11 protein-coding genes and 1 pseudogene are annotated in these 15,731 nt (G+C 62.5%); 3 read left to right on the forward strand and 9 right to left on the reverse strand.

Annotated elements, in window-relative coordinates; all coding sequences use genetic code 11:
• Nucleotides 1-201 (forward strand): annotated as a pseudogene (locus tag M6D32_RS22175) (IS630 family transposase); the annotation flags it as partial.
• 7 nt (nucleotides 202-208) lie between these two features.
• On the opposite strand, the gene M6D32_RS22180 reads toward M6D32_RS22175, so the two are convergent.
• The 5 genes from M6D32_RS22180 to M6D32_RS22200 all read right to left on the reverse strand — a co-directional run bounded on the left by M6D32_RS22180 (nucleotide 209) and on the right by M6D32_RS22200 (nucleotide 6,792).
• Nucleotides 209-877 carry a hypothetical protein gene (locus tag M6D32_RS22180; protein ID WP_298260263.1) on the reverse strand — a complete coding sequence of 223 codons (669 nt, stop codon included), beginning with the start codon at nucleotides 875-877 and terminating at the stop codon, nucleotides 209-211.
• A 19-nt stretch (nucleotides 878-896) separates the two neighbouring features.
• Nucleotides 897-2,297, reverse strand: a complete 1,401-nt coding sequence (locus tag M6D32_RS22185; protein WP_298260265.1) for a selenium-binding protein SBP56-related protein — start codon at nucleotides 2,295-2,297, stop codon at nucleotides 897-899.
• 213 nt (nucleotides 2,298-2,510) lie between these two features.
• On the reverse strand, nucleotides 2,511-2,930 hold the full coding sequence (locus M6D32_RS22190) for a hypothetical protein (protein WP_298260267.1): 420 nt from the start codon (nucleotides 2,928-2,930) through the stop codon (nucleotides 2,511-2,513).
• Nucleotides 2,931-3,040: 110 nt separating this feature from the next.
• Entirely contained in the window at nucleotides 3,041-4,828 is a 1,788-nt protein-coding gene (locus M6D32_RS22195) for an adenylate/guanylate cyclase domain-containing protein (RefSeq protein WP_298260269.1), read from the reverse strand.
• 197 nt (nucleotides 4,829-5,025) lie between these two features.
• Entirely contained in the window at nucleotides 5,026-6,792 is a 1,767-nt protein-coding gene (locus M6D32_RS22200; protein WP_298260271.1) for an adenylate/guanylate cyclase domain-containing protein, read from the reverse strand.
• A gap of 887 nt (nucleotides 6,793-7,679) precedes the next feature.
• Between M6D32_RS22200 and M6D32_RS22205 the strand changes: the two genes are divergently transcribed.
• On the forward strand, nucleotides 7,680-8,186 hold the full coding sequence (locus M6D32_RS22205) for a protein tyrosine phosphatase (RefSeq protein ID WP_298260273.1): 507 nt from the start codon (nucleotides 7,680-7,682) through the stop codon (nucleotides 8,184-8,186).
• 93 nt (nucleotides 8,187-8,279) lie between these two features.
• Nucleotides 8,280-10,985, forward strand: a complete 2,706-nt coding sequence (locus M6D32_RS22210) for a DUF2339 domain-containing protein (protein ID WP_298260274.1) — start codon at nucleotides 8,280-8,282, stop codon at nucleotides 10,983-10,985.
• 43 nt (nucleotides 10,986-11,028) lie between these two features.
• Here M6D32_RS22210 and M6D32_RS22215 read toward each other — a convergent pair whose 3' ends face one another.
• From M6D32_RS22215 to M6D32_RS22230, 4 genes are all read right to left on the reverse strand, one after another.
• The gene (locus tag M6D32_RS22215) at nucleotides 11,029-11,619 is read right to left on the reverse strand and encodes a hypothetical protein (RefSeq protein ID WP_298260276.1); all 591 of its coding nucleotides are present in this window, start codon (nucleotides 11,617-11,619) and stop codon (nucleotides 11,029-11,031) included.
• 108 nt (nucleotides 11,620-11,727) lie between these two features.
• Complete coding sequence (locus M6D32_RS22220; RefSeq protein ID WP_298260278.1) at nucleotides 11,728-12,714, reverse strand: MDR family oxidoreductase; 987 nt, start codon at nucleotides 12,712-12,714, stop codon at nucleotides 11,728-11,730.
• A 90-nt stretch (nucleotides 12,715-12,804) separates the two neighbouring features.
• Nucleotides 12,805-14,055 carry an MFS transporter gene (locus M6D32_RS22225; RefSeq protein ID WP_298260280.1) on the reverse strand — a complete coding sequence of 417 codons (1,251 nt, stop codon included), beginning with the start codon at nucleotides 14,053-14,055 and terminating at the stop codon, nucleotides 12,805-12,807.
• Between the two features lie 195 nt (nucleotides 14,056-14,250).
• Entirely contained in the window at nucleotides 14,251-15,708 is a 1,458-nt protein-coding gene (locus M6D32_RS22230; protein ID WP_298260282.1) for a cell wall hydrolase, read from the reverse strand.
• Between the last annotated feature and the right edge of the window lie 23 nt (nucleotides 15,709-15,731).

Raw genomic sequence — 15,731 nt, forward strand, 5'->3', positions numbered from 1 at the left:
TGCGAGATCAGCGTGCTTCAGCGCCAGTGTCTCGGCCGCCGCATCGACGACCCCAAAAAGCTCCGAAACGAAATCGCAGCATGGCAACGACGGCGAAATAAAACCCGAGCCCGCATCAAATGGATGTTCACAACCGACAAAACCCGCGCCAAACTCGGCCGCGCCTATCCAACGACCGTCAAAGAGTCAAAACCACTGTGACGAACCACTAGTGGTGTCCAAGGTTAAGCGCCAGCGCGATTGCGCCGACCAGGATCAGGCTGATCGCCCAGACGGCATCGAGATTGAACCAGCTACGCGAGACGAATTTCAAGCCGAGGTAACGGTAGACGAGCCAGGCCAGGCATCCGCCTGCGCCGATCATCGCGATTACGTGGACCATGGCGACGAGAACGGCGACGCCGAGATTGCCTTCGACAAGCCGGCCGGCTGCCCTGTCGTCGGCAGCGGCGGCGGTGCGGCACAGACCGAGATAGATCGGCACCAGCATGAGTCCGGCACCATGCGCGATCGCGATGGCGAACGACCAGAGGCCGAGTTGCGTCGGCGGTATTCGTGCCAACGATCGGGGATGGCGCCGATCGAGCAGACGAAAGACGCCAAACCCGATCACGACAATGGCCGCAGCCAGTTGAATCTCGCGCCGCCATTCGGCGAGGCCGAGCAGAAGGCCGAACGGCAGGAGGATCACAAAAATGGCCAGCAAATGCCCGGCCGCCAACGGACCGAGCGCCAGAAACAGCGCGCGCGGGCTTTTTTCCATCAGCCCCGCGGAGACCGCGAGCGGCCACCCCATGGCGGGATTAACGCCGTGATAGAGGCCGCTCGCAACGACGGCCAGCCAGAGCCAGGCGCCTGTCCAATCGATCTGGCTCAACTTCAGGCCCTAGCGCCGGCTAGGCCGACGGATAACAGAAGGAGTCCGTCGAGCAGTCGCCGCCCTCGAGCCGGATTTGATGCGGCCGATATCCGTCGGGAAAACTCACCCAATAATCCTTGGCGAGTTCGAGCCCACCGCTCGGACCAACATTGGCCATCACCGCAGCGCCAGGCATGCCGTCGGGATAGAACTGCTTGTCCCACGTCGAATAGAGCGAGTTCGTCCAATAGACGCGGTTGCCGTCGCGGCTGATTTCGACCATCTGCGGGCCGCCCGCATAAGCCTTGCCGTTCGTGTGAGGCGTACGGCGGGCGATACCGCCGATGTGCACGGAGCCTGCAAGCTTCGGCTTTCTGGGATCGCGCACGTCGTATTGCCGCATCTCGCCGGTGCCCCAGCAGGAAACATAGAGAAACCTGTCATCCATCGACAGGTCGATGTCGGTCACGAGCGGAGGCACCGCGCCAAAACCCTGCAGAAGCGGTGGCAGCTTCTCCTTCGGCGCAGGCTCGGGTGGGATTGTCGCTGTCTTCTCGGCGTGGAATTTTCCGCCGTCCCGCCACCAGGTAAAGATCGACGCCTCCAGGTTCGTGGTATCGACCACGACGCCGACAAAGCCGTATTCACGAACCGGATCGTGCGCGGGACGCACCTCCAGCGCCATCTGATGATTGGCGCCGAGATCGATGGTTTGTACGTTGCGTCGTTCGCGCAGGTTCCAGAAGTGAAGCCGGTGACCGTATTTGTTGGCAAGAAGATCCTCGGCAACGATCCCGTTCTCGAACTGGGGCGGCAGCGCCCATTCACTCGTCACCATGTAGTCGCGCGGCAGGTTCCACCAGAAGTCATAGTGCAGCTGTTGTGGTCCCCGATCGATCTCCCAGCGCCCGAGCACCTCGAACGTCTCGCAATCCATGATGAAGACGCCGGGAGGTCCCTGCGTGCCGTCTTTTCCGCCGCCGCCCAGCGTGCTTACGTAAATGCCTTCAGGCCCGCAATGGATGGTGTGCGGCCGCGAGTAACCCGTCTTCTTGAACACCTCTTCGGGTTCGATGATCTTGTGAATGCGCGCCTTGGTAGGATCCGGCTTGGTGTCCACGATGTAGATGCGCGACGAGCGGATTCCGGGGATGACGAGATAGCGCCGCTCGATGAAAGCGTGGCCTGCGAGCGGCGACAGCGCCGACGAGCACGCGTTCCAGCCGAAATGATGAAATTCGTCGCCCTTGTTCGGCATCACGACCGTGTGGACGATCTGACTGTAGGTCGGCGAGGACGGCTTGACGTCGACGACCGCGAGCGCATCCGGTTTTGAGAAATCCGGAGAGAGCAGCAGCATATAGGCGAAGTTTTCTGCGGGCGCTTCCATCGCCAGTCTGGGCGATGCATGAAAAGTGGGATCCGGCCTCATCGTCATCGGATGCCTCCCTGTTTTGCGCAGTGATGCCCCCGGACGAGAACACGCCTTTGCGGCCCTTGGGTGGCAATTTGGGTGGCAATTTGCGCGATTTGGAAGGTCATCGCGCCCGGTCGGCGCCTGATCTCGGGACTCTTCCGCGTCCGTTTCACAAGCTGCCACCACCACAAGCGCAATAACTTTCTCGCGGAGAGTTCACGGTGGCAGGAGGTTTCACCCGTCAGGGACACCCGCCTTGCGCATGCCTTCACAGATGCGCTCGCGCTGCGAAAGATAGGCTGGATTATCGGTCGCCGCACCAAGGCGATAGCGACGGACGGTGTAAGCTGGATCGAGCGCAAGTCCGGCTCGGACCATCGATTGGGCCTCATCGGCCGCGCCGGCCAATGCGAGTGCAGCGGCCAAAAAGAAATGCGTGGGCGCGATGTTTCTGTTCAATTCAATGGCGTGACGAAGCTTCTCGATAGCCTCATCGTCTGCGCCGAGGGCCAATTTCGCTACACCGGCCCACGTCATCCAGACATTGACGTTCGTATCACGGGGACAAAGGCGTAGTGCCTCAAGGATATGACCTTCGGTCTCGTTGCCACGGCCGATAAAATACTTGGCAAGGCCGATAAATCCGTGGGCCATTGCAAGGTTTCTGTCCAACGGGGATGCGTCGGTGCGATAACGATGTCGCGACCTAAAATTGTTTACGCAGGTGCAACATGGGGGCTTAGGCTTCCTGTGAAGGCGTTAGATTACCCCTCAGGCACCCCCGCTCTACGCAACCCCTCGTAGATATGCTCGCGGCCGGCAAGATAGGCCGGACTATCGGTCGCTGGATTGTCGCGGAATCGAGCGATGGTGAAGGTCCGATCCAGCGCCAGGCCGGCTAACGCGGCTTTTTGTGCCTCACTGATACGGCTGACATGAGCCAACGCGGTTGCAAGCCAGAAATGCGCAAGCGGCAAGTTCCGATTCATGTCCACAGCGCGATGAAGAAGAACCACCGCTTCCTCGTCAGCGCCAAGCTGTAGCTTGGCGACACCGGCGATCGTCAGCCAGACATATGCATTGGTGTCACGAGGGCTGAGGCGAAGCGCCTCGTGAATATGCGCCTCGGTCTCGGCGCCACGACCAACGAAATACTTCGCCTGACCGATGAAGCCGTGTGCCATTGCCAAGTTATGGTCGATCGCCAATGCCTGCTCAAACTCGGCAATGCCTTGAGATATCCGGTGTGTATGGATTTGAACGAACCCCAAGTACAAATGGGCAGAGGCGTGATCGGGTACCGACGACAGGACCTTGTTTAGTACCGCTTCCGATGCGGCGAAGCGATCGCCACGTTCGTCGGTCATAAAAAAGAACCCGCTCATCGTATCGACAGTGGCGATGCCGACCGCAGCCTCGACATTTCCAGGATCGAGCGCGAGCGCACGTTCGAAGAAGCTGCGCGCCTGAAGCATGTGGTCGGGGGTCCACCCCTTATTCACGGACGCCATGCCCTGAAAATAAAGATCCATCGAGTCGGGATGTGGGGAGCGTTCGGCACGCCGAGCCTCCGCGGCGATCAAATGGGCGCCGAGCTGATTGGCAAGGCGCGCCACAATCTCGTCTTGCATATCGAAGAGATCCGCCAGTGGCTTATCGAAACGCTCGGCCCAGAGATGCGCCCCGCTATCGGCGTCGATGAGCTGCACGTTGATGCGCAAACGATTGCTGCCGCGCTGCACCGAGCCTTCAAGGACATAGCGCACATTGAGTTCGCGGCCGATCTTTTTCACGTCGAAAGGCTTGCCCTTGTAGGTGAAGGCAGTGTTGCGGGCGATGACAAACGAGCCGCCGATGCGCGACAAGTCCGTGGTAAGGCTCTCCGTAACGCCATCGACAAAGTAATCCTGTTCGGGATCACCACCTAAGTTGGCGAACGGTAGTACCACAATAGAAAGACGGGGTGTTGAGGGCGAGTTTGGCGTCGGGCTCCCACGCTGCCGCGTTGCGCTGTGTCCATTCTGAACGACGGCATAGGCCCGTATCGGACGGGCTATGTTCTTGAGGGTCTGCTCGCCCAGATCGGTGAACTCGACTGCGACTTTGCCGCTGACTTGATCGTAGGCAGAAGACGAGATGCAGATGCCGCCGGGTTCGGCTATTCCCTCAAGCCGCGCCGTGACATTGACGCTGTCGCCGAGAATGTCGTCACCATCAATCAAAATGTCGCCGAGGTTAATCCCAATCCGGTACTGCATACGCCGGTCCTGCGGGATGCCTTCATTGCGTTCGGCCATTACGGCCTGTACGGCGACGGCGCATTCGACCGCATCGACGACCGAAGGAAATTCGAGAAGCACGCCATCCCCCGTGGTCTTCACGATACGACCGCCATGCTTTGCTGTCAGCGCATCCGTGACGACTCGGTGTTCGCGCAGAATGCGCGCGGTGCCCGCTTCATCGAGCCCCATCAGGCGTGAATAGCCCGCCACATCAGCGGCCAATATCGCCGCCAACCTGCGTTCAACCCGACTTGGCTGGTCCGCGGCCATGACCCGCAAATCCCTCTTGGCGTCGCGTCATCTTGTACAATAAGCCAACTGCCATGCAACCCACGCTCGCCGCTGAAGTCCTCGGTCCCAGTTCATTTGGCTGACGTCGGACATACGGCCGCTCGTGGCACTTTGTGACACTGGATGAAGCCAGATCGCGACAGCCGAAGTGAGATGAAAAAGGGCGTGGGGATGGCTCACTCGGGCACGCCAGCCGCCCTCATGCCTTCGTACATACGCTCCCGACCGGCCAGATAGTTGGAATTTTTGCTCGATATGCCGGCACGGAAGCGGCTGATCGTGAACGTCGGATCGAGTTCGAGTCCCGCGCGCGCGGCTGCGCGCGCGTCGTCGAGCTGGTCGATCAGGGCGAGGGAAGCTGCAAGAAAGAAATGTGCGGCCGCGAAATTACGGTTGGCGTCCAATGCTCTACGCAGCCACACAACCGCTTCAGAGTCGTTGCTGAGTTGGGCTTTGGCATTCCCCACCCACGTCAGCCACAAGGCAATTTTTGTGTCCCGTGGGCTGAGGCGCAGAGCTTCGTTTACGTGCCCCTCGGTCTCGTCCGCGCTCCCACTGAAATACTTGGCACCGCCGATCAGCCCGTGCGCGAAAGCCAGATTTCGATCGAGCGCCAGCGCCTGCTCGCATTGGACGATGCCCTCCACCGCGCGGTTGGAGCAGATTAGAACGTGCCCCAAAAGGAGGTGCGCCATCGGATGGTTTGGAGCAAGCGACAACACTTTGGTTAAAGTAGCCGTTGCCGCGGCAAGGCGCTCCGCCCGGTCGTCGGCCATGAAATACGCGCCGCGCTGCGTGTCGACGGTCGCTTTGCCCACGAGGGCCTCGATGTTACGCGGATCGAGCGTGAGCGCGCGTTCGAAGCAGTCCATTGCCTGCGCTACATTCTCAGGCGATGAGCCCTTGTTGATCCAGGCCGCACCCTTGAAATAAAGGTCCATCGAATCGGGATTGGGCTCGTATTCCACCCGATGAGCCTCGGCTTCGATCATCTGGATATTCAGTGTGTTCGCAAGCCTTGATACGATCTCATCCTGCATGTCGAAAAGATCGGCAACCGGCTTGTCGAATCGCTCGGCCCAGAGGTGATTTCCTGTCTCCGCGTCTATAAGCTGCACGTTCACCCGAAGACGCTTGCCGCCGTGCTGAACGCTGCCCTCCAGCACGTACCTCACGTTCAATTCGCGACCGATCTGTTTCAGATCGACATGCTTTCCCTTGTAAGTGAAGGCGGTGTTGCGCCCGATGACAAAGCTTCCCGATATGCGCGACAGATCGGTGGTCAGACTTTCGGTCACGCCATCGACGAAATATTCTTGTTCGGGATTGCCACCTATGTTGGCGAAGGGAAGCACCACGATCGAAAGGCGCGGTGGCGCTGAAGCGGTGGCTACCTTCGTCTGCACCGGCCTGCGTACTTCGAGCGAATAAGCCCGGATAGGCTCGGCAATGTTCTTCAGACTCTGCTCGCCGAGATCACTGACCACCAGATCGAGCCGCGCCTTGACCTGCCGATAGGCATCCTCGGACAGGCAAATCGCCCCCGGCTTGGCGACGCCTTCAAGGCGGGCGGCAATATTGACGCTGTCGCCCATGAGATCGCCGTCCGATTCCTCGACAACGTCACCGAGGTGGATTCCCATACGAAACTCTATGCGGCGATCTGGCGACAGTCCGGCATTGCGCTCGACCATGCCGTTCTGAACCTCAATGGCGCAGCGCACGGCGTCGACCACACTGCTGAACTCGACCAGGGCTCCATCGCCAGTGCGTTTTACAACGCGCCCGTTGTGGACGGAAATCGTCGGATCAATCAGATCGCTTCGCAGCGTCCGCAGCCGCGCCAGCGTGCGGTCCTCGTCACTGCCCGCGAGGCGGCTGTAACCCACAACATCGGCGGCAAGAATCGCGACGATCTTGCGGTGCGTTTGGTTGCCGGTCATCCGCCGGGTCCCCGAAAATGGATTGGGCAATAAGTGCGAATGCTATTTCAAGTCGAACAATAAAGCCATGACCAACCACTCGTCATTTGTTCGGCCGACCGACAGCTAGGGCCTTGTCCCGCCGGGCGATTCTGCTGGAAAATCCTTTGGCCGTCCGCGCACTTCCGGTCCGCTGGCCCTTAGCAGTTATGGCTGATCCAGCCGACGATGTCGCTATCGGGATCGAAGCGGGTGATGGGCGCCCACCCAAAATTCGGCTTGCGCCGTCGGGCAAATCACCTTTAGAAGCCCGCCCGTCTCGCGCCCCTTCACGAGGGGCGTATCGCGATCGTCACGGACGTTGGGCGCGGGATGCGGTGGACGCCTCACATGCGACGGACGAGCGCATGCGAGGTGTACGGCGAAGCCACGTGGTTCTGACGTCTCGACGCTGACGTCAAGCGAGCGACAATGCTTGCGCATTGCGCTGGTGACGGTGACAAAAAGCCCGATCGCCGGGAAGAGCGTGGAATAAGCCGTTCAAACCATTGCGCGGGGAATGCCGGGTGTTTCCGGTGTGACCGTGGTGACTAACTTGTGTGCTTTCTTACTACGCACACAAGGCTGCGGGCGCGCCGAGCGCCCGGCATTCCCTGCGCCCTCCGATTTTCGAGGGGCGATGATGGCAACAACCCGGGCGAAACAGGCCGCGGGAATGCCCCGCTGTGACCTGAGGTCCCGTCGCGGCTCATCCTTCGAGACGCGCGCGAGCACGCTCCTCTGGGTGAGGTCTCCCTCATGGCGAGGAGCGCGCCGCACGGCGCGCGTCTCGAAGGATGAGGTCCCTCGCGACCGTTGAATCGAAGGTGCCCGGCCCTATAATGCAGGCCAGAAAACAAGGAAAAAACATGATCCACGTCTGCTCGCTCGCCGCCCTGCCCGCAACTGTCAAGACCACTGGCGCGAGCCATATCCTCACCATCATGGCCAATGTCGATCAGGTACAGCGGCCTACGTCAGTGCTTCCCGCCAACCACCTGAAGGTTCAGGTCGACGACATCACCGAGGCGGTCGAAGGCTTTGTCGTGCCGGCGGAGGTCCATGTCGAGCAAATCCTGAATTTCGTGCGCGGCTGGAATCGCAGCGCGCCGCTGGTCGTGCATTGTTACGCCGGCATCAGCCGCTCGACCGCGAGCGCCTTTGCCGCGGCCTGTGCGCTCAATCCGCATCGCGACGAAAGCGCGATCGCGCGCCAGATCCGCGCCGCCTCGCCGATTGCTTCGCCGAACCGGCTGATCGTCAGCCTCGCCGACCAGGCGCTGGGACGCGAGGGACGGATGCTGCGCGCGCTGGACGAAATGGGGCCGGGCAGCCTGATCAGCGTCGGCCAGCCGTTCCGGATCGATCTCGAATAATCTATCGCCTGGGCTCCTCCGGTTGAACTTGGGCCGTCCGAGGAGACACTCAGTGAGATGCACGCGGCGGAGGGGCTCGCGGCGGAGGGGCGGATGTTTGATTTTTTCGCGGTTGCGATCGCGGTCGTCGCGCTGGTGATTGCGCGCAAGGCGCTGGATCGGGTGGCCGGCCTGAAGGCGCGGCTGGACGCGCTTGAGGCTGGCGAATGGCGCGTCGCGCCGCCCCCACCGCCGCTCGCACCTGCCGAACCATCCGCGCCTGACGAAGCCGCGGCAAGCGAGCCTGCAGCCACGACCGCGGCTGCCGAACCGGCGACGCCGCCGCTTCACGAAGCTCCGCCGTCCGTTCCGGACGACGCCGGTGCGGATGCTCCTCGCTCAACGCCGGCCGCACCGCCGCCCCTTCCCTCGGCCACGCCCGGCTTCGAGGAGCGGGTCGGCACGCGCTGGGTCGTGTGGCTCGGCGGGCTGACCTTGGCGCTCGGCGGCTTCTTCATGGTCCGCTACTCGATCGACGCCGGCCTGCTCGGGCCCGGCGTGCGGGTGCTGTTGGGCGTCGCCTTCGCGCTCACCTTGCTTGCTGCCGGCGAATGGACGCGGCGCTCGGAAAGCACCTCCTCCATCGCGGTGCTGCCGATCGCAAACATCCCGGCGATCCTGACGGCAGCAGGCACTGCGGTCGCTTTCGGGACGGTTTACGCGGCTTACGCGCTTTATGGCTTCCTCGCGCCCGCCTCTGCGTTCATCCTGCTCGGGCTAGTCGCGCTTGGAACGCTCGCGGCTGCGCTGTTGCACGGGCCAATGCCGGCGGGGCTCGGCGTCGTCGCCGCCTTCGGAACACCGCTTCTGGTCTCAAGCGATCAGCCGGATTTCTGGGCGCTCTATCTCTATCTCGCCATCGTCACCGCGGCTGCCTTCGCGCTGGCGCGGATCAGGCTGTGGAGCTGGCTCGCCGTAACCACGATCGCGCTGGCTCTGCTCTGGACTTTCCCGGCCCTCACACTTGAGCCGCTGCCGGTCAGTCCTTCCGCATTCCACGTGGTCGTCGGCGTTGTGCTCGCCGCGCTGCTCGTCGTATGCGGTTTGCTGTTCGGTCCCGCGGCAGAAGACGATCGCCCCGAGCCGGTCTCGTCGGGATCGCTCGCGGCTTATCTGTTCGGCGCCATGCTGATCGTGCTTACGAGCTTCCATGCAGACACCGCCGTCATCGTGTTTGCCGTGCTGACCGCCGCGACGCTGGTGGTCGCATGGCGTGCGCCATCGGCCACCGGTGCGGTGGCGCTGGCGGCGGCCTTGGCCGGCATCGTTTTTCTCGAGTGGGCGATACGGGCAAATCCGGACCTGCTGGTATTACCAGGCGGCCCGCTGCCGGGCATGGGCTCCTCGCCGATCGAAAGCTCCGTTTCACTGCATCTGATCGCCGCCGCCATCTTTGCAGCCGGCTTTGGCGCTGCCGGATTTTTCGCGCAAGGCCTCAGCTCGAACGCTCTGGTTCCGGTGATCTGGTCGGCGTCCGGCGTATTCACGCCGCTTGTGCTGCTGATCGCGCTTTATGGGCGCATCGCCCATCTCGACCGCTCGATCCCTTTTGCGGTCCTTGCGGTGCTGCTCGCGGCAGCCTTTGCCGCGGCCACCGAAATCCTGACGCGACGCGAGCTGCGCCCGGGATCGACCGCCTCGACCGCGTTGTTTGCGACCGGGACGCTGGCTGCACTGGCGCTTGCGCTGACCTTCGCCCTCAACAAGGGCTGGCTCACCATCGCACTGGCGCTGACATCGCTGGGCGCTGCGTGGGTATCGACGCAGCGGCCTATTCCGTTCCTGCGCGTGCTCTCCGCGATCCTCGCCGGCATCGTGGTATTGCGGATCGGCTATGAGCCGCGGATCGTGGGTGCGGCGGTCGGCACGACGCCGATCTTCAACTGGCTGCTCTGGGGCTACGGCGTTCCGGCGCTGTCGTTCTGGGCGGCGAGCATCCTGCTGCGGCGCCAGGGCGATGACAATTCGCTGCGGAGCGTGGAATCCGCCGCGATCCTGTTCACCGTGCTGCTGGTGTTCCTGGAAATCCGCCACGCCATCAATGGCGGCGACGTCTATCGCAACAGCTCAGGCCTGACCGAGACCGCGTTGCAGGTCTGCGCGACGCTCGCCATGGCCATTGGGCTCGAGCGGCTATTGGTGCGAAGCGGCAGCATCATTCACAATGTCAGCGCCATGCTGCTCACGTTGTTTGCGGGCGCGGCGACGCTGGTCGGATTGCTGTTCATCGACAACCCCTACATCTGGTGGGGCACCCGCATCAACGGCGAATTCATCAACGAGCTTCTGCTCGGCTACGCCGCGCCAGCGATCCTCGCGCTATTGTTGTCCTATGCGGTTGCGGGCCGCAGGCCTGCCGCTTACGGCAACACCATTGCAGCCGGCGCGCTGGTGCTGGCGCTGAGCTATGTCACACTCGAGATCCGGCGACTCTACCACGGCCCGTCAATGTCCAGCGGACCGACATACGATGTCGAGCAGTACACTTATTCGATCGCATGGCTCGCCTTCGGCGTTCTGCTGCTCGCAATCGGCATCATCGTCAATTCACAGCGCGCCCGGCTCGCTTCGGCCGTCGTGATCGCACTGACGATCGCCAAGGTATTTCTGGTCGATCTGTCGACATTGGAAGGCGTCTATCGCGCGCTGTCCTTCATGGGCCTCGGCCTCGTGCTGGTCGCGATCGGCTGGTTCTACCAGAAGGTCCTGTTCCGACGGGAAGCCGCACCCGCGGCGCCTGTCGTGCCGGCGCGCGGCTGATGCGGCACCTCATGCTCGCCTTGCCGTCGGGCCGTCCGCACCATCAATCGGTCGAGTGGCGCAGTTCCAGCGCGGGTTCCGATTTCGCCGGTGCGGGCTTCGGCTCCGAGCCGACCGGCTCGAGCTTGCGGCTCTCAACCGCCGGCGTTTCGACCCGCGCGGACACTTCCACGGAGCCGGTTTGCTCAGGCGCCCGTTCGCGGTGCGAACGCGGATGCGCGACTGCGCGCGCCATCAACATCTGCGTCCCACCCTGGTGGTGGAAATCGCAGTACGCGAAACTCATGCCGGACACCGAGCCGCGGAAGCTGCGATCGTCCTGCTTGTCGAGGTTGAAGCAGGGTTCGAACGGAATGCCCCGGAGCGATGCGCAGACGGCCTGTCCCTTGATCTGCAGCGTATTGCCCGGCAGCCGCACATGGCGGATCGGACCACTGCCGCTGAACTGCACCGAACCGGCAGCGCCCATGTCGTCGAGAATCCGGCCTGCGCCGTGGGTGCCGTCAAAACAGGTGAAGGTGAATACCTTGCCGGATACGAAGCGCTTGGCCTCCTCGGCATTCATCTGCCCGGCCATGGCAGGCACCGTCGCAGCGACGGTCACCGCTGCCCCCAACACAAAACGCGCAAGCATGCTCCAACTCCGACTTGAACCCGGCGGCAGGTATGCCCCTTTACCTGCTGCTTACCATACCAACCGTGGCAACATTGGCGCAGCTTCGTTGGTAAAGTCTGAACACCGTCAGGAAATTTTTACCACGATTCGACCCCGAACCTGGCCCGCCAGAATCTTGCCGGCGATCCCGACCACCTCGTCCAAGCCAATTTCGTTAGTGATTTCAGCTAGTTTTTCCGATTCCAGGTCACTGCCCAGGCGTTTCCAGGCGACCTCCCGCAAGTTAAGTGGGCACATCACGGAATCGATGCCCAACAGACACACTCCCCGCAAAATAAACGGAGCGACGGAAGTCGGGAGATCCATCCCGGCGGCAAGCCCGCAAGCCGCGACGGCGCCGCGGTATTTGGTCATCGACAAAAGATTGGCCAGCGTCGTCGAACCGACGCTGTCCACCGCCCCCGCCCAGCGTTCCCGGGCGAGCGGTTTCGCCGGCCCTGAAAGCTCGTTGCGGTCGATCACCTCGGCGGCGCCGAGGCCCTTGAGATATTCGGTCTCCGATGCCCGCCCCGTGGATGCGATGACGTGATAGCCGAGTTTTGCGAGGATCGCGGTGGCGACCGAGCCGACGCCGCCGGCAGCACCGGTGACGGCGACAGGACCGCTCGCGGGCGTCACGCCGTGCTGCTCCAGGGCGAGCACGGCCAGCATCGCGGTGTAACCGGCGGTGCCGATGGCCATCGCACTACGCGCGGAGATGTTGTCCGGAAGACGCACGAGCCAGTCGCCCTTGACGCGAGCCTTCTCGGCATAGGCACCGAGATGCGTTTCGCCGAGCCCCCAGCCGTTGCAGATCACGCGGTCGCCGGCTTTCCAGCGCGGGTGCGAGGATTGTTCGACGGTGCCGGCAAAATCGATCCCTGCAATCATCGGGAACCGCCGCACCACCGGCGCCTTGCCGGTGACGGCGAGACCATCCTTGTAATTCAGGGTCGACCATTCGACACGAACGGTGACATCGCCTTCCATCAAATCGGCTTCGTCGAACTGGACGAGGGCCGCGGTCGTGCCGTTCTCTGCTTTGTCGATTCTGATCGCTTTAAAGGTAGCCAACGCAACATCTCCCGGCGTTTATTTCGTGAAGCAAGGCCAACTCTAGCACCCACGAAATCGCGCGGCGAGAGCCATATGATAGCGAGCCGGTCAGGCGGGCTGCGCCATCGCGCGGCGGACCGGCGCCTCGACGATCGGCAGATTGATCAGCGCCGACAGCACGCCGAACAGAACCGAAAGCCACCAGATCGGGGTGTAGGAATTGAACTTTTCGAACACGATTCCGCCGAGCCACACGCCGAGGAACCCGCCCACCTGATGGCTGAAGAAAGCGAAGCCATAAAGCGTCGCGAGCCAGCGTGTCCCGAACATCAGAGCGACGAGGCTCGAGGTCGGCGGCACCGACGACAGCCACAGCAGCCCGGTCACAACACCGAACGCAATCGCCGAAAAGGTCGTGATCGGAAACGAGATGAACGCAATGATCGCGAGCGCGCGGATGAGATAGAGCGCGGAAAGGATGTAACGCTTCGGCATCCTGTTCTGAAGCCAGCCGACGCTGAGCGAGCCGATGATGTTGCAAAGGCCGATGGTGGCGATCACCCAGCCACCGACCTCAACCGGCACACCGCGATCGACCAAGTAGGCCGGCAGATGCACCGTGATGAAAGCGAGCTGAAACCCGCACGTGAAGAAGCCGAGCACCAACAGAACATAGGAGCGATGTCCGAAGGCTTCCTTCAGCGCACTCCTCATGGTCTGGTGTTCGGCAGCCGAAGACGCTTCCGCTTCAGAGGGCGGTGTGGCCAGCGCCAGTGACAGCGGCACGACCAGCAGCATCATGGCGGCAAATACCGCAAGCGCGGTGTGCCAGCCAAAGACGTCGATCAGCGCAACCCCGAACGGAGCAAATACGAACTGGCCGAGCGATCCCGCCGCCGTACCTGCGCCAAGCGCGACGCTGCGCCACTCCGGCGGTAACAGCTTGCCAAAGGCCGACAGGATCAGATTGAACGACGCACCGGACAGGCCGAACCCAATCAGGACGCCGGCGCTCAGGTCGAGCGCCAACGGCGTCGAGGAATGGCTCATGATGATGAGGCCGGCCGCATACAGCAATGCGCCGACAGAGAGGACCCGCACCGTACCGAACCGGTCCGCAATCGCACCCGCGATCGGCTGCCCGATTCCCCACAGCAAATTCTGGATCGCTATCGCGAGCCCGAACACGTCGCGTCCCCATGAGAAGTCGCGGCTCATGGGTTGCATGAAGAATCCAAAGCTCGAGCGAGGACCGAAGGTCAGCATGCTGATCAGGCACCCACACACGATAATCACCAGCGGCGTACGCCAGCCGGGCGTGGCAGGAAGCCGACGCAGATCAACGCCGATCGAAGCCATGCAAATCTCCCGAAGGGACGCTCGCTGGGCTGTTGCGGCCTGCGAAACAAGTTACCCGCCGGCTGGACTCGGCGGGTCGTCGAAACTAACGCAAATACATAAAACCAGAAATACACCGATCGGTGCACATGAGAGACTGCAATGCAGCCCTGCACGTTTCTTCGCGCGCCGCTCCGCCGGCGCAACGCGGAGCCTTCACCGTCGCGAGGAACTCTCCATTTCCGCCGAACTCTTCGCGGCCTCGACGAGTTCCGCCGATAGCTGCGCGGTTTGCGCGGGCGTGCCCCAGCTCGGCGCGTCGCTCCCATCGCCCCAGGCGCGCGGCCTGTAGAAGGTATGCACACCGTATCGGTACATCTTCTTCATTTCACTGACCCAGGACGGATGCACCCAATAGGCATGGTAATGCGTCGACTTGCCGACTTCCGGCAGCCAGATCTGGCCGTCAAGCATGGCTTTCGCAATCCTCTTGGCGCGATCCCACATGTCGGGTTCGCGCACGACATCGGCGACGTTATCGCAGGCGAAGGTGAACTGGCAGGCGAAATGCCGATGCTTGTTCTGATAGACCACGCCGCACACCGTGGTGGGATAGAAACCGGAGAAGGCGCGGTTCAGCACGACCTGCGCCACCGCAATCTGGCCACGTACCGCCTCGCCGCGCGATTCGAAATAAACCGCTTCCGCCAGACACTTTTCCGACTTGGCGCGCGACTTCTCGTCCAACAGTCCGAGCCGTTCGGCGGGCGACTTCTCGCGCTGCTCGTCCGCATTGACTTCGCCCTTCGGCGCGATGCTTTCGCCGCTCTCGGACGTCTTGGATGCGTCTTCCGTGGCCGCGGGCAGCGACGCCGTCGATTTCATGTCGGGGTCGGCGTGCGCTTCCGGCTTGACGACGACGGGCTCTTCGCCGGGTTGCCAGCGTTCGATGGTTTCGCTCGGCGCACCGAGCGACTGGCTGCCGAAATAAAGGCCGGCGGTCTTCACCGAGAAGCCGCCGGTCGACGGGCTGCTCTCGAACGTCGCCCCCTCAGAGTAGGATGTGCTTTCCAGATCCCGCAGCGGATGCGCCTCCAGCGACAGGGAGATATCGTATTGCGGAAGCGGCGGCGCGCTCATCGCCTCCGCCAGTTCCGGATCAAGCGGCGCGCGGGCGGCCGGTGATGTGGCTTCCGCGCTCTTGGCGCCGCGCACGTTCGGACTCAACGCCGCGGGATCATCCTTCGCCGGCGCCGCATTGGCGGGCGCCGCCGCTTGCGGAGCGGGAGGCGCCACGACGAGGCGGTCGCCCTTCAGCGTCCGATCAACCTTGGGAAAATCGGAAGCCTGATAGCGCGGCGGCGTCTGAAGCACCTGGTTGCGCGGAATCGACCCGGTGATGTCAGTGGGGGGATTGAAGCTGACGCGCTGATAGCTTGGCGGAGGCGGCGCGGCGGTCCCGATCGGCCGGCTGAAGCTATAGGCCGCGACGTGGATGCTATCGAGCGATGAAAATATGCGGCTGTGCCATCGCTCGGCGACGCCGGGTTGTTGCGCCAGCCGCGATGACAAGTCCTGAAATCCGACTTGTGTCGGGACCAATGCGAAACCGCAAAGACCGAGGCCGAAGAACGCAAACTGTGCGCTCCTCGGCCGGCTACGCAACTGTGACATCTCAACGCTCACGCGACGCAACA

Origin of the sequence: Bradyrhizobium sp., from assembly GCF_027307225.1 — a bacterium.
GTDB lineage: Bacteria > Pseudomonadota > Alphaproteobacteria > Rhizobiales > Xanthobacteraceae > Bradyrhizobium.

What these genes read in the sequence shown, in the direction of transcription:
- M6D32_RS22195 (WP_298260269.1), bottom strand. Translation starts at nt 4,828, where the DNA reads ATGGCCGCGGACCAGCCAAGTCGGGTTGAACGCAGGTTGGCGGCGATA.
- M6D32_RS22215 (WP_298260276.1), bottom strand. Translation starts at nt 11,619, where the DNA reads ATGCTTGCGCGTTTTGTGTTGGGGGCAGCGGTGACCGTCGCTGCGACG.
- M6D32_RS22185 (WP_298260265.1), bottom strand. Translation starts at nt 2,297, where the DNA reads ATGACGATGAGGCCGGATCCCACTTTTCATGCATCGCCCAGACTGGCG.
- M6D32_RS22190 (WP_298260267.1), bottom strand. Translation starts at nt 2,930, where the DNA reads ATGGCCCACGGATTTATCGGCCTTGCCAAGTATTTTATCGGCCGTGGC.
- M6D32_RS22200 (WP_298260271.1), bottom strand. Translation starts at nt 6,792, where the DNA reads ATGACCGGCAACCAAACGCACCGCAAGATCGTCGCGATTCTTGCCGCC.
- M6D32_RS22230 (WP_298260282.1), bottom strand. Translation starts at nt 15,708, where the DNA reads ATGTCACAGTTGCGTAGCCGGCCGAGGAGCGCACAGTTTGCGTTCTTC.
- M6D32_RS22210 (WP_298260274.1), top strand. Translation starts at nt 8,280, where the DNA reads ATGTTTGATTTTTTCGCGGTTGCGATCGCGGTCGTCGCGCTGGTGATT.
- M6D32_RS22225 (WP_298260280.1), bottom strand. Translation starts at nt 14,055, where the DNA reads ATGGCTTCGATCGGCGTTGATCTGCGTCGGCTTCCTGCCACGCCCGGC.
- M6D32_RS22205 (WP_298260273.1), top strand. Translation starts at nt 7,680, where the DNA reads ATGATCCACGTCTGCTCGCTCGCCGCCCTGCCCGCAACTGTCAAGACC.